The following is a 13,262-nucleotide window of genomic DNA, read 5'->3' on the forward strand; positions in this document are numbered from 1 at the left end:
CGTCGCCGAGGGACTCCCAGCGCCGGGCGACGCGTTCCAGGACCCGGTCGACCTCGTCCCACCGGGCGTCCGGCCCGAGCGGCGTGGGCTGCCAGCCGACGCGGCCGGTCGTCGTGGCGGCGAAGGCGGCCAGGGCAGCGGTGGGGTCGTCGGGGCCGGTCACCGCGGCGGCGGGCAGCAGGTCGATACCGCTGACCACCGGCGCGATCCGGGTGGCCAGCCCGAGCGCCGCGGTGGCGTCGCCACCGGGCTCCGCGCCGGGCAGGGTGACGAAGTCGAGCCCGCGCCGGGCGGCCATCACCATGGCGAGGTGGTGGCGGACGCCGGTGACCGCCTGCGGGTCGACGCCGGCGCGCGCGGCCGCGGCCGGGTGGTGCCCGGCCCCGCCGATCTCGACGCCGAGGTGCATCTTGGCCTGGGTGAACGTGCTCATCGGAGCGTCCGACTGGTCATGCTCTGTCCTTGGGGTTGGTCGCCGGGTGGGGAGGGGACGCGTCACCCCGGACAGAGCGCGGTGGACGTGCGGCACAGGTCCACGTGCCGGCGCCAGGCGTGCCACACGGTGTGCAGTGCGACGGTGTGCAGTGCGACAGAGTGCAGTGCGACGCAGGCGGGCGGGTGCACGGCGCCTCCAGGGTCCCGGCTCCACCCAAAGTACGTCGCTGTTCACCAGGCGAACAAGCACGGGTTGTGTGCCACGCACCACCGTCGCGGGGGTCCCCTGTGAGGTCTTCACGAGCCGTTGCCCCGGGATTTTGTATGCTGCGGGCAATCGGCCGGTCGTTCCCGACCGGCCCCGCCGGGTGCCGTGCAGACCCTGGCTCCCGCACCGCCCCGCTGGGAGTACCGAATGCCCGAGTCCACCGGCACCACCGCCCGGCGCATCTCCCGCCCGGTGCCGCTGCGGGAGAGCGCCCACAACGCGATCCTCGACATGATCGTCAGCGGTGAGCTGCAGCCCGGCCAGCACCTGGTGGAGAACGAGCTGGCGGTGGCGCTCGGCGTGTCCCGCCAGCCCGTCCGCGAGGCGCTGCAGTGGCTCAAGAACGACGGCTGGGTCGACCTGCGCCCGGGCCAGGGCGCCTTCGTGCACTCCCCCACCGTCGAGGAGGCCGACCAGTTGCTCGTCGTGCGCGGGGTCCTGGAGACCGAGTCCGCCCGGCTCGCCGCCGGCAACGCCACGGCCGAGGACGTCGAGGAGCTGCGCGCGATCTGCCGGCGCGGCCTGGCCGCCGTCGAGGCCGACGACGTCCCGGCGATGATCGCGGCCAACGCCGACCTGCACGCCGCCGTCACCCGGATGTCGGGCAACGACGTCCTGGTCGACCTGGTCGCCCAGGTCGACCGCAGGGTGAGCTGGTACCACGGCTCGGTGGCCCGCAGGCGCGGGGGCCGGTCGTGGGCCGAGCACGCCGACCTCGTCGAGGCCATCGCCGCGGGCGACCCGACCCGCTCCGCCGCCGCGATGCGCCAGCACACCGAGCTCACCCGCCGGTCCTACCTGGAACACTCCGCCGAGCGGGGCGGCGCCGCCACTGCGGCCGGCCTGCGGAGCGACGAGGCCATCTAGATCGGCCTCAGCTCGGTGCGCGAACAGCGCCGTCTCCGCCCACGACCGTGTCCGCGCCCACCCGGGTGCTTGTCACCGGCGCTGGCCCCGGGTGATGCTGATCGGGTGGCCGATGGACCGTCCGTGCAGCTCTACACCGTCCGCGAAGCCCTCACCGACGACCTGCCCGCCACGCTCGACCGGTTGGCGGGCATGGGGTTCCGCCAGGTCGAGCCGTTCGGGTTGAGCACCCACGGCGCCGCGCTCGCCGCCGCGCTGCCCGCGGCCGGGCTCACCGCCCCCACCGCCCACCAGTCCTTCGTGGGCCGCGACGACGCCGACGCGGTGTTCGCCACCGCGGCCGAGCTGGGCGTGCGCACCGTGATCGACCCGATGGTCGCGCGGGAGCGCTGGACCACCCCCGACGGCGTGCGCTCCGTCGCCGACGACCTCGCGGCCGCGGCCGAGCGGGCGGCCGCGCACGGGGTGGCCGTCGGCTACCACAACCACGCCCAGGAGCTGGAGATCCACCACGACGGGACGACCGCGCTGGAGGTGCTCGCCGCGGAGCTCGACGAGCGGGTCGTGCTGGAGGTCGACGTCTACTGGGCGGCGGTCGGCGGCCAGGACCCGGTGGCGCTGCTCGGGCGGCTCGGCGGGCGGGTCGCGGCCCTGCACCTCAAGGACGGGCCGGTCACCACCGACACCCGCGACCAGGTCGCCGTCGGGCGGGGCACCCTGCCCATCGAGGCGATCGTCGGGGCCGCGCCGCACGCCCTGCGGGTGGTCGAGCTCGACGACACCCGCGGCGACCGGTTCACCGCGGTCGCCGACAGCCTGGAGTGGCTGCGCGGGGCGGGCCTGGCGTGAGCGGGCTCGCGAGCGGACCGGTCGACGCAGCGGCCCCGGGTCTCGGGTGAGCGACCGGGCGGGCGTCGGGATCATCGGCGCCGGCGTGATCAGCACCCAGTACCTGCGCACCCTGGCCCTCGCCCCCGACGTGGACGTGCGGTTCGTCGCCGACCTCGACGTCGAACGCGCGCGAGCGAGGGCCGCCGAGTTCGACGTGCCCGCCAGCGGCTCCCCCGCGGCCCTGCTGGCCGACGACGACGTGCGGATCGTGGTCAACCTGACCGTGCCCCGAGCGCACGTCGACGTGGCGCTGGCCGCGCTGGCCGCCGGCCGGCACGTGTGGAACGAGAAGCCGCTCGCGCTCGACCGCGCGAGCGGGCGCGCGGTGCTCGACGCCGCCCGCGCGGCCGGCCTGCGGGTGGCCACCGCCCCGGACACCGTGCTCGGCCCGGGCTTCCAGCGCGCGCTGCGCCTCGTCCGGTCCGGCGCGATCGGCACGCCGCTGAGCGCGCTGGCCCAGCTGCAGAACCCGGGCCCGGAGAGCTGGCACCCCGACCCGGCGTTCCTCTACGGCGACGGCGCCGGCCCCCTGTTCGACCTCGGCCCCTACTACCTGACCGCGCTCGTGCACCTGCTCGGACCGGTCGACCGGGTGCAGGCCGTCGCCACCCGGGCCCGCGAGGAACGCGTCATCGGCTCCGGCCCGCTGGCCGGGCAGCGCTTCCCCGTCACCGTCGCGACCCAGGTCAGCGCCCTGTACACGTTCACCGGCGGCACGAGCGCGCAGGCGCTGTTCAGCTTCGACTCACCGCTGCGCCGCCAGCGCCTGGAGATCACCGGCACCGAGGCCAGCGTCGTGGTCGGCGACCCGAACAAGTTCGACTCGCCCCCGGAGGTCCACCACGCCGACGGCTCGGTGCTGCGCACCGCCCCGATCCGGACGAAGGTCGGGCGCGGCGCCGGCGTGGTCGAGCTGGCCAGGGCCATCCGCGCCGGCGAGCCGGAGCGCGCCTGCGGCGAGGTGGCCTACCACGTCCTCGACGTCATGATCGCCACGATCGAGGCCGCCGAGAGCGGCGGCCCAGTCGCGGTGGAGAGCACGGCCACGGCCCCTGCCCCGCTACCGGAGGGCTGGGACCCGCTGGCCTGAGCGGTCGCACCGCGGCGAAGGACTCCCGGACGTCGGCACCACCAGCGGAGCTGAACCGTGGCGGGCACCGGGGAAACTCGGTGGACCGGCGACGGGGCGGTGCCGACGATGGTTGGTCCCCCCGAACCCGAGGAGTGTCATGACCACCGCGGTCACCGACACGCCGGCGGCGACCCCGCCCGCGTCGGAGAAGACCACACCACCACCGAAACTCCGGCGCCGCGCACCGGCGGTGCGCCTCGCGCTCCACCGCTACTTCCGCGAGCTCGGCCGCCACAAGCTGCTGAGCACCGTCGCCGTGCTGGCCCCGGCGCTGGGCAACACCAGCCACTACGTGCCGCCGCTCATCGTGGCCGACCTGGTCGGCCGCGTCATGGCGGGCGAGGCGCTGAGCCGGCAGCTCGCCGTGCCCTACCTCGTCGTGTTCGTGGCCGCGCTGCTGGGCGGGCAGGCGCTGTGGCGGCTGGGCATCCACTGCCTCAACCGGGTCGACGCGCTGGGCATCGAGCGGCTCTACGTCGACGGCATGGACGCGTTGCTGGCCAAGGACGCGGCGTTCTTCCACGAGAACTTCGCCGGATCGCTGACCAAGCGGGTGCTCAGCTTCGCGTCGCGGTTCGAGGACTTCGTCGACATCATCTCGTTCCAGATCCTCGGCCAGCTGCTGCCGCTGACGTTCGCCTGCGTCGTGCTCTGGCGCTACGACCCGTGGCTGGTGGCGGTGATGCTCGGCATGGTCGTGGTGACCGCCGCCGTCGTGGCTCCGCTGATCCGGCGCCGCCAGGCGCTGGTCGACGAGCGGGAGGAGGCGTGGGCCCGGCTGTCCGGGCACGTCTCCGACGTGCTGTCCAACATCGACGCCGTCCGCACGCACGCCGCCGAGCTGCGCGAGGGCGCCGAGCACCGGCGGCGGGTCGCGGAGAGCAGGCGGCTGACGCTGCTTTCGTGGGACTACCACAACCTGCGGATCGACACCGTCGTCGCACCGCTGTCGGTGCTGGCCAACGGCGTCGGGCTGGTGCTGGCGCTGGTCGTGGCGGCCCGTCCGGGCGGCCCCGGGGTGGCCGCGGTGATCGTCGTCGTCGCGTACTTCGCCCAGGCCAACCAGATCCTGTTCGAGTTCAACCAGATCTACCGCGGGCTCGAGCGGTCGATCACCGAGGCCGCCCAGTTCACCGAGCTGCTGCTGGACGACCCCGCGGTGCTCGACCCGGAGTCGCCGGTACCGGTCGGCCCGGACCGCGCCGGTGTGCGGCTGGAGGGCGTCCGCTTCACCCACGGCGGCCAGGACGAGCCGCTCTTCGACGGCCTCGACCTGACCATCGCGCCCGGTGAGCGGGTCGGGCTGGTCGGGCGCTCCGGCGGCGGCAAGACGACGATCATCCGGCTGCTGCTGCGGCTGATGGACGTCGACAGCGGCCGGATCCTGGTCGGCGGTCAGGACATCAGCCGCATGTCGCAGGCCGACCTGCGCGGTCTGATCGCCTACGTCCCGCAGGACCCGGTGATGTTCCACCGCACCCTGCGGGAGAACATCGCCTTCGGCCGGCCCGACGCCACCGGCGACGAGATCCGCGCCGCGGCCGGCGCCGCGCACGTCCTGGAGTTCGTCGACGGCCTGCCGCTGGGCTTCGACACGCTGGTCGGCGAGCGCGGGGTGAAGCTGTCCGGTGGGCAGCGCCAGCGGGTGGCGATCGCCAGGGCGATCCTGCGCGACGCGCCGATCCTGCTGCTCGACGAGGCCACCAGCGCGCTGGACTCGCAGAGCGAGGCGCACATCCAGCAGGCGCTGTGGACGCTGATGGAGGGGCGCACCGCGATCGCCGTCGCGCACCGGCTCAGCACGGTCGCCGGGATGGACCGGCTGGTCGTGCTCGACCGGGGCCGCGTCGCCGAGGAGGGCACGCACGCCGAACTGCTGGCCGCCGGCAACGGCTACGCCGACCTGTGGCGCCGCCAGTCCGGCGGCTTCCTCACCGGGTGAGCGGGCGGCGGAGCCCTCCGCGGTTCGTCCGGCAACGATGATGTGCCGGACGAACCGCGGGCTACTCGGAAGCGGAGACCGCCCGTCCCCGATCAACCGGGAGCACGGTTCCCGCGATCAGGTCCCGCAGCTGGGCAGTCACCTCGCCCAACTGGTCGAGCGCCGCGGCCTCGGCGTCGAGCGCGGTCAGGATCGAGGCGATCCGTCGCTGCTCGGCGTGTCCGGGCAACAGCACCGGCAGCTCGCCGAGGGTCCGTGTGTTGAGGGCCCGGATCGCAGACCCGCTCGCGTGCCGATCGATCCACTCCCGGACAGCCGGCGAGGACAGGTAGGAGGCGAGGTACTCCGGGTCGACCTCACGACCGGGGCGCAGGCGAACGCACCCGGATCCGACCAACCAGCCGACGTGCTCCGGTCCGACCACCCCGACGCGACCGATGTTGCCGGTCCTGACACACACGATGTCGCCGAGCGACAAGCGGTACCTCTCGACCTGTTCCGCGACGACCTCGGCGACCGCCTCGACGTCGACGATCCGGTTGTGCCGGAGGGCGCGCGGGGTGACGACGTGATGGACCAGGCCGCCCGCGTCGTGATCGAAGCGCCCGGGCCCCGCCACCAACTCGCACAGGTCGCCGAGGCGGGCCCGCACCACGGGCTCCCCCGTTCCGCCTCCCACCGGATCCACCAGCTGCATCCGGTTGTCGACCGCCGATCGCAGGTCCTGCACACGAAGGTGCACTTGCTCTCGACGACGGTGCAGCTCGGCGAACTCGGCACCTCGCGCCGCCGGACGCTGCTCCTCGACCAGCGGCCGCACGTGGGCCCGCGGATTCAGCCCGAAGCTGTTGCCCAACAGCTCGCCGATGGGGACCACTGCCGCGAGACCGGGAGTCGGTTCGTAGTCGTCACCCCGCTGCCGCCATCGTTCGTACTCGTCAGCGATGCGCTCCACATCGGCGTCGGAGAGATCGCGCCGGGCCCTGCTCACCGTGCCCGAACTCGTCGCGTCGACCAGCAGGACCTCCCGCCGCGCGGTAGCCGTACCGGGTGATCGCAGGATCCACAAGCAGATCGCGATACCCGTCGAGGCGAAGAGCCGGTCGGGCAGTGCGACGACGCACTCGACGACACCATCGGCGACCATCGACTCACGGATGCGGCGTTCAGCCGCGTTCTCCGAGGTGGTCGTGTGATTGGGCATCAGGACCGCCGCCCGGCCCTCGGACGAGAGCATCTCCATGATGCGCTGCAACCAGGCGAAGTTCGCATTGTGCGCCGGTGGCCCTCCATACCGCCACCACGTCCGTGGCCCGGGCCCGGGCAGCTCCCACGACTTCAGGCTGTAGGGCGGGTTAGCCATGATCACGTCGTAGCCGCCGTCGTCCGGGCGCGACTCGACGAGCGCGTTCCTGAGGCCGATTTCGACATCCGCACCGGTGAGCGCCAGCGCTGCCCGCGACAGCAGGTCGAAGCGCATCACCATCGCATCGCCGCTCAGCTCCATCGTCGCGAAGGCGTCTCGTGGGGTGTGGGCGATGACCGCCGCCAGCAGTTCACCGGCTCGGCAGAAGGGGTCGTGGATCCGCGCGCCTCGCCCCGGTCCGGTCACCAGGACCATCAACCGGGCCAGGCGGCTGGGCGTGAAGTGATCCCCTGGTCCGGGGGAAGGCGCCATGAGCTGGACCAGGCGCAGGACGAGGTGACCGAGCGCCGTTCGATCGTCGGGAGCCGGCAGGACCAGGTCGCGCACCAGTCCGATCAACCTGTGCAGGGGCCGGAGGCCGCGGTGAGGTTGCGGCAGGTCCGGGAACAGCGGACCCACCTCGTGCTCGATGCGCCGCAAGAGGTGCTCGACCCGCCCCTCGTCGCCCCGTTCGGCGGACTCCGCGAGCTCGGCGAACACATCCGGGTGCTGCAATCGGACAGCGAGGAGCCCGAGCATCGCATCGCGGAACTCCGGTTCCGCGCGGAAGCCGTCGACCAGGTTCCGGAGCTCCTTCTCGGACACGGCTTCGATCGCTCGGGCCGGCTGATCCGCGTCCACGACCTGGAAGCCGTGCACGAGGCGCTGCGCATAGGTGGTCCCCGACTGCTCACCGGGTCGGAGCAAGCCATCGGGAATCCGGCGGTCGGCGAGCCAGGACGCCAGTTCCCCGACGTCGAAGGTGCCACCGCGCGGACCCGGGGCCGCAGCCGGGAACGACGCATGTCGTCGTCGCCAGTTGCTGACCGCCGGAACGCTGGTCCCGAGCCGCTGGGCGAGCTCGGTGGCGGTGAGCCGCTCGCCCGGCGGCGGCCGCTCCGTCACAGCTTGTACCGACGACTCAGCACCTCGGGGACCTGATCGTGCATCGCGACCTCGGCCAGGGCTTCCGGGGACAGCTCACCGATCAGCCGACCGAGCGTCAGGTGGTCAGCGGCGAGGTGCCGACGGTGGACCGGCTCGTGGTGCATGATCCTGTTCCGGAGGATGAGCACGTGGCGGTAGTCCACGTGCACGTCCCTGCGGCTGCGTCCCGGGAAGACCTTGGTGAGTGCCGGCACCCAGAGCGTGCGGTGGTACCGGCTGGCCACCAGGGAGACCCAGAATCCGAAGTTGAGTTCGGCGACGATGGAGTCGGCCACGGCATTCCTGCGCTGGCGCCGCAGCGTGCCGCGGGCATCCGCGACCTTCCGCAGGCCGTCGCCGTCCAGGGGAGCGGTGTCCCACCAGTGCTCCTGGCCGAAGTGCTCGACGAGTTGCGCGTGCATCCGGTTCCGCGCCGCCGTCTCGACCCAGTGCAGCGGCACGACGAACGCCGCGGCGGCCTCGACGTTCCACCGGTAGAGCGCGACAGCCGAGTCGATATCGCCTCCCGCGGCGACGAGGTAGGGCGTGAACCGGGGCGGCGACAACACGCGTTCCACCCAGCCGGGGATCTCCTCGTTCACGTCGACCTCCGCGTTCCGCGCACGACAACGGAAGCCGTGCTAGTGTTGCCGGGTAAGCCCCGGGTCGCCCCTGCTTCGGCATGCCGCCCGGGGCTCAGCTTTTCCATGGGGTCGTTCGGCCGAGGTAGCTCACGCTAGCAGAGCCACGTGAGTACTGCCATTCTCGGGGCCTGTTAATTCGACCCTGCCACTCCCCCCATCCACCCGCAGTGCTGTTCGGCCGGCCTCTCCGACTCGCTAGCGGAACGCGGGGACGACCTCGGCCATCAGCTGGTCGAGGGTGTCGCGGGTGCGCTCGGGCGGGCCGAGGGTGAAGTCCGGGATGATCAGCTCACTCAGCCCGGCCTCGGCCCACCGCCCGATCGTGTCGACGAGCTGGGCGCTCGTGCCGCCGATGGCGGCGCGGCCGGTCCCTCCGGCCAGCACCTTCTCCGCCTGCGCTGCGCCGTCCTTCCCGGGGAAGACCAGTGCCTGGGTGGAGGTGTGCAGGGTGGCCGGGTCGCGGCCGGCCTCGTCCAGGGCGCGGTCGTAGCCCTTGCGCTTCTCCAGCCACTGCTCCGGCGTGCTCCAGGTGTTCCACTCCTGGGCGTAGGTGGCCACGATCCTGGCCATCACCTTCTGCCCGCTCGCCCCGATCAGCAGCGGCAGCGGACCGACCGGCTTGGGGGCCAGCGGCGCGTCGACGACGTCGTAGCGGCCGGGGACGGTGGTGCGGTCGTCGTCGCGCAGGCCGGTGAAGATCCGGCAGGCCTGCTCGAACCACTCCAGCCGCTCCCGCACGGTGCCCAGCGGGATGCCGTAGGCCTCGTGCTCGTTGACCTGCCACCCGGCGCCCACGCCGAGCACCATCCGCCCGCCGGAGATGTGGTCGATCGTGGTCGCGGTCTTCATCAGCACCGCGGGGTGGCGGTAGGTGTTGCCGGCCACGAGCGGGCCCAGCCGCACCCGGGGCACGGCCGCGGCGAGCCCGGCCAGCAGGGCGAAGGCCTCGTGCATCGGGTCGTCGTTGGGGCCGTCGCCGTTGCGCATGAAGTGGTCGGCCACCCACAGGCCGTCCCACCCGGTCGCTTCGGCGTGCCGACCGAGGTCGAGCACCTCGTCCCACGGCTTGGCGGCGGAGAGCCAGACGCTGAAGATCACCGCGCGAGCCTATGCCGGTTCGGCCGCGATGACGCGGGTCCGGGCGGCGGATCGAGCGGGATCACAGCGCCGACCGGCACCGCCCGCCCCACGACCGAGCGGTCAGTGGTGCCAGGGCAGCTCGACGGGCTCGGCGGGGACGCGCCCGTCCACCAGGTCGGCCAGCAGCCCGGCCAGGCCGAGCGGGTAGACGGTCTCGTCGGTGGCGGCGAGCTCGTCGACGCTCCACCAGCGGTGGCCGTCGACGACGCTGCGCTCCAGGTCCTCCATGCCGGCCGTGTCGACCTCGTGCGCCTCGACGCGGTGGGCGAAGAAGTCGTCGCGGCAGACGCCCTCGGCCCAGTCGAGCTCCACGTAGCCGCCGCTGAAGGCGACCGGCGCACCGAGGTCGGCGGCCGCCACGGCCAACCCGACCTCCTCGCGCAGCTCGCGGGCGGCAGCCGTGGGCAGCGGCTCGCCGTCGTGGACGCCGCCGCCGGGCGTCATCCAGAAGGAGAGGTCGTGGTCGTGCGCGTGCAGCAGCAGGACGCGGTCGGCCGCGTCGATCAGCAGGACCCGGGCGGAGCGACGGCGGTAGGGACCTTCCACCGCGCGCAGGCTAGTCAGTAGCTGCGCGGCAACCCGAGCACGTGCTCGGCGGTGTAGTTGAGCACCATCTCCTGGCTGATCGGCGCGATCCGCAGCAGCCGGGCCTCCCGGAAGTACCGCTCCACGTGGAACTCCCGGCCGTAGCCGAACCCGCCGTGCACCTGCAGCGCGGTGTCGGCGGCGAAGAAGCCGGCCTCGGCGCAGAGGTACTTGGCGGCGTTGGCCTCGCGCCCACAGGGCAGCCCGCGGTCGACGAGCCAGGCCGCCCGGTTCGCGACCTGCTCGGCGGCGTCGAGGCGGATGCGCGCTTCGGCGAGCGGGAACGAGATGCCCTGGTTCTTCCCGATCGGGCGCCCGAACACCTCGCGCTGCTTGGCGTACTCGACCCCGCGGCGCAGCGCGGCCTCGCCGATGCCCAGCGCGCAGTTGCCGATGATGACGCGCTCGGCGTTGAGCCCGCCCAGGATGGTGCGGAAGCCGCGGCCCTCCTCCCCGACGAGGTCGGAGTCGGGCACGAACAGGTCGTCGATGAACAGCTCGTTGGTGTCCACGGCGTTGCGCCCCATCTTCGGGATCGGGCGCACGTCGACGGCGTCGCGGTCGATCGGGGCGAACAGCAGGGTCATCCCGGCCGTGCGCGGGCCGTCCGGGTCGCGCGGGCTGGTCCGGCACAGCAGCAGCATCCGCTGCGACTCCTGCGCCTTGGTGATCCACACCTTCTTGCCGCTGACCCGGTAGCCGCCGGGCACCTTGCGGGCGAACGTGGAGATGTTGGTGGTGTCGGTGCCGGCGTCGGGCTCGGTCACCGCGAACGACACGTGCAGCTCGCCGCTGGCCGCCGCGGGCAGGAACCGCCGCTTCAGCTGCTCGGAGCCGTGCTCGATGATCGGCTGGAAGCCGAAGACGCCCAGGTGCACGGCGCTGCAGCCGTTCATCCCGGCCCCGGAGGCGGCGATCTCGCGCTCGACGAGCGCCGCCTCGGTGACGCCGAGCCCGCCGCCGCCGTACTCCTCGGGGATGGTGAGCCCGAGCCACCCGCCGTCGCGGACCGCGTCGTAGAACTCCCACGGGAACTCGCGGTCCTCGTCGTGGCGGCTCCAGTACTCGTCGGGGAAGCGCCGGCACAGCTCGCGCACGGCCGCGCGGATGTCGGCGTGCGTCGGGTCCTCGGTTCGGTCCACCCCCGAGTCCTAACCTCTCGGGGGGCGGAAGGCGAGTTGCGACCGCCCCGCGACCCGGGATACTTGAACACAGAAGTATTTCTCGCTCCCCGGGAGGACCCATGTCGATCGTCGTGACCGCCGCCTCCGGCCAGCTCGGCCGGCTGGTGCTCGCCGAGCTGCTCGACCGCGGTGTGCCCGCCGACCAGCTCGTGGCCGCCGGGCGCAGCCCCGACAAGCTCGCCGACCTGGCCGGGCGCGGGGTGGCCGTGGCCGCCGTCGACTACACCGACCCCGACACCCTCGCGAAGGCTTTCGCCGCGGGCGACACGGTGTTGCTGATCTCCAGCGGCGACCTCACCGACCGGGTGGGCCAGCACCGCAACGCCGTCGACGCCGCGCTCGCGGCCGGCGTCGGGCGGCTGGTCTACACGAGCGTGCTGGGCGCCGACGGCACGCCGCTGCCGATCGCGCCCGACCACGTCCGCACCGAGGAGATCGTGCGGGAGAGCGGGCTGCCGTTCACGTTCCTGCGCAACGGCTGGTACACCGAGAACTACGGGCGCACCCTCGACCAGGTCCGCGCCTCGGGCGTGCTGCTGACCAGCGTCGGCGACGGGCGCGTCGCCAGCGCCGCGCGGGCCGACTTCGCCGCGGCCGCGGCGGCCGTGCTCATCGGCGACGGCCACGAGGGCCGGGCCTACGAGCTCTCCGGCGACGAGGCCTGGAGCTTCGACGACCTCGCCGCCGCCTTCTCCACCCTGCTCGGGCGCGAGGTCGTGCACCGGTCGGTCTCGCCGGAGGACCACCGGCGGATCCTGGTCGAGAACGGCGTCGACCCGCAGCTGGTCGGGTTCCTGGTCGCGATGGACGGCGCGATCCGCGAGGGCGCGCTGGCGATCCGGACCGGCGAGCTGTCCCGGCTGGCCGGCCGCCCGACCACCCCGCTGCTGGACGGGCTGCGCCCGCTGGCCGGCTGACCAGCCGGTTCGCCCGGATCGTCGGGCCCGCCGCCTACCGTGGCGGCCATGAGCATCGCCGTCACCGCACCGACCGGACAGGTCGGCAGCCGGGTCGTGCGCCTGCTGGTCCAGGCGGGCGTGCGACCGACCCTGCTGCTGCGCGACCCCGACAAGCTCGACCCGCTGATCCGCCCGCTCGTCGACGTGCGCGCGGGCGACCAGCGCGACGCCGACTACGTGCGGGAGGCCACGAAGGGCGCGCACGCCCTGTTCTGGCTCGACACCACCCCGCACGTCGACGACGACCCGATCGGCGGGTCGGCCGAGCTCGGCCGGATCGCCGCCGGGGCCGTGCGCGCCAACGAGATCGGCCACGTGGTGTTCCTGAGCAGCGTCGGTGCCGAGCGGCGCGCGGGCGTCGGGCACATCGACGGGCTCGCCCGCATCGAGGAGTCCCTCGACGCCACCGGCGCCGCGGTCGTCCACCTGCGCTGCGGCTACTTCTTCAGCAACCTGCTGATGAGCCTCGACGCGCTGCGCGAGGGCGTGCTGCCCACGGCCCGGCCCGTCGACGCGCCCATGGCGTGGGTCGACCCGCGCGACGTCGGCGAGGTGGTGGCCGCGCGGCTGCTCGCGGCCGGGTGGAGCGGTCGCGAGGCGCAGGCCGTGCACGGCCCGGAGGACCTCACCCACGCGCAGGTCGCCGAGGTCCTCAGCGAGGTCACCGGGCGGCGGATCGCGGCGCTGCCGGTCACCGACGACGACGTCCGCGGCCAGCTGCGGGGTGCGGGCCTGCCCGAGGCCGCGGTCGAGGGGATCGTCGGGATGACCGCCGGCACCCGCGACGACTTCGTCCCCGAGCAGCCCCGCGAGCCGCGCACCACGACCCCGACGACGCTGGGCCAGTGGGCCTGGGAGCACCTGCGCCCGCTGCTGGCGTAGT

At 73.5% G+C, this 13,262-nt stretch carries 12 protein-coding genes and 1 pseudogene; 6 read left to right on the plus strand and 7 right to left on the minus strand.

All coding sequences use genetic code 11. The features are described from left to right. Window positions 1–433 (minus strand): annotated as a pseudogene (locus KIK08_RS21005) (hypothetical protein); the annotation flags it as partial. A 62-nt stretch (window positions 434–495) separates the two neighbouring features. Next, entirely contained in the window at window positions 496–624 is a 129-nt protein-coding gene (locus KIK08_RS42270; RefSeq protein ID WP_408004700.1) for a putative leader peptide, read from the minus strand. A 226-nt stretch (window positions 625–850) separates the two neighbouring features. Between KIK08_RS42270 and KIK08_RS21010 the strand changes: the two genes are divergently transcribed. The 4 genes from KIK08_RS21010 to KIK08_RS21025 all read left to right on the plus strand — a co-directional run bounded on the left by KIK08_RS21010 (window position 851) and on the right by KIK08_RS21025 (window position 5,535). Next, window positions 851–1,570: a GntR family transcriptional regulator gene (locus tag KIK08_RS21010; RefSeq protein ID WP_214404922.1), complete on the plus strand. Its 720-nt coding sequence runs from the start codon at window positions 851–853 to the stop codon at window positions 1,568–1,570. A 105-nt stretch (window positions 1,571–1,675) separates the two neighbouring features. After that, complete coding sequence (locus tag KIK08_RS21015; RefSeq protein WP_308257768.1) at window positions 1,676–2,419, plus strand: sugar phosphate isomerase/epimerase family protein; 744 nt, start codon at window positions 1,676–1,678, stop codon at window positions 2,417–2,419. A 46-nt stretch (window positions 2,420–2,465) separates the two neighbouring features. After that, window positions 2,466–3,551 (plus strand): Gfo/Idh/MocA family protein, encoded by a 1,086-nt coding sequence (locus KIK08_RS21020; RefSeq protein WP_214404923.1) that lies wholly within the window; start codon window positions 2,466–2,468, stop codon window positions 3,549–3,551. 139 nt (window positions 3,552–3,690) lie between these two features. Beyond that, window positions 3,691–5,535, plus strand: coding sequence for an ABC transporter ATP-binding protein (locus KIK08_RS21025; protein WP_214404924.1), 1,845 nt, complete (start codon window positions 3,691–3,693; stop codon window positions 5,533–5,535). A 61-nt stretch (window positions 5,536–5,596) separates the two neighbouring features. Here KIK08_RS21025 and KIK08_RS21030 read toward each other — a convergent pair whose 3' ends face one another. From KIK08_RS21030 to KIK08_RS21050, 5 genes are all read right to left on the minus strand, one after another. Further along, on the minus strand, window positions 5,597–7,846 hold the full coding sequence (locus KIK08_RS21030) for an N-6 DNA methylase (protein ID WP_214404925.1): 2,250 nt from the start codon (window positions 7,844–7,846) through the stop codon (window positions 5,597–5,599). After that, on the minus strand, window positions 7,843–8,469 hold the full coding sequence (locus tag KIK08_RS21035) for a hypothetical protein (protein ID WP_214404926.1): 627 nt from the start codon (window positions 8,467–8,469) through the stop codon (window positions 7,843–7,845). Before KIK08_RS21035 ends, KIK08_RS21030 begins: the two co-directional genes overlap by 4 nt. 237 nt (window positions 8,470–8,706) lie before the next feature. Then, complete coding sequence (locus KIK08_RS21040; protein WP_214404927.1) at window positions 8,707–9,609, minus strand: LLM class flavin-dependent oxidoreductase; 903 nt, start codon at window positions 9,607–9,609, stop codon at window positions 8,707–8,709. Between the two features lie 102 nt (window positions 9,610–9,711). After that, on the minus strand, window positions 9,712–10,197 hold the full coding sequence (locus tag KIK08_RS21045; RefSeq protein ID WP_214404928.1) for an NUDIX hydrolase: 486 nt from the start codon (window positions 10,195–10,197) through the stop codon (window positions 9,712–9,714). Between the two features lie 14 nt (window positions 10,198–10,211). Further along, window positions 10,212–11,378: an acyl-CoA dehydrogenase family protein gene (locus tag KIK08_RS21050; RefSeq protein ID WP_214404929.1), complete on the minus strand. Its 1,167-nt coding sequence runs from the start codon at window positions 11,376–11,378 to the stop codon at window positions 10,212–10,214. Between the two features lie 101 nt (window positions 11,379–11,479). Here KIK08_RS21050 and KIK08_RS21055 point away from each other — a divergent pair, with 101 nt between their 5' ends. Together KIK08_RS21055 and KIK08_RS21060 are read left to right on the plus strand one after the other, a co-directional pair. Continuing rightward, window positions 11,480–12,337 carry an SDR family oxidoreductase gene (locus KIK08_RS21055; protein WP_214404930.1) on the plus strand — a complete coding sequence of 286 codons (858 nt, stop codon included), beginning with the start codon at window positions 11,480–11,482 and terminating at the stop codon, window positions 12,335–12,337. Window positions 12,338–12,385: 48 nt separating this feature from the next. Then, window positions 12,386–13,261: an NmrA family NAD(P)-binding protein gene (locus tag KIK08_RS21060; protein ID WP_214404931.1), complete on the plus strand. Its 876-nt coding sequence runs from the start codon at window positions 12,386–12,388 to the stop codon at window positions 13,259–13,261. Window position 13,262 lies beyond the last annotated feature (1 nt).

Source organism: Pseudonocardia lacus (assembly GCF_018531445.1).
GTDB classification, from domain to species: Bacteria; Actinomycetota; Actinomycetes; order Mycobacteriales; family Pseudonocardiaceae; genus Pseudonocardia; species Pseudonocardia lacus.

What these genes read in the sequence shown, in the direction of transcription:
- KIK08_RS21010 (WP_214404922.1), top strand. Translation starts at nt 851, where the DNA reads ATGCCCGAGTCCACCGGCACCACCGCCCGGCGCATCTCCCGCCCGGTG.
- KIK08_RS21025 (WP_214404924.1), top strand. Translation starts at nt 3,691, where the DNA reads ATGACCACCGCGGTCACCGACACGCCGGCGGCGACCCCGCCCGCGTCG.
- KIK08_RS21055 (WP_214404930.1), top strand. Translation starts at nt 11,480, where the DNA reads ATGTCGATCGTCGTGACCGCCGCCTCCGGCCAGCTCGGCCGGCTGGTG.
- KIK08_RS21060 (WP_214404931.1), top strand. Translation starts at nt 12,386, where the DNA reads ATGAGCATCGCCGTCACCGCACCGACCGGACAGGTCGGCAGCCGGGTC.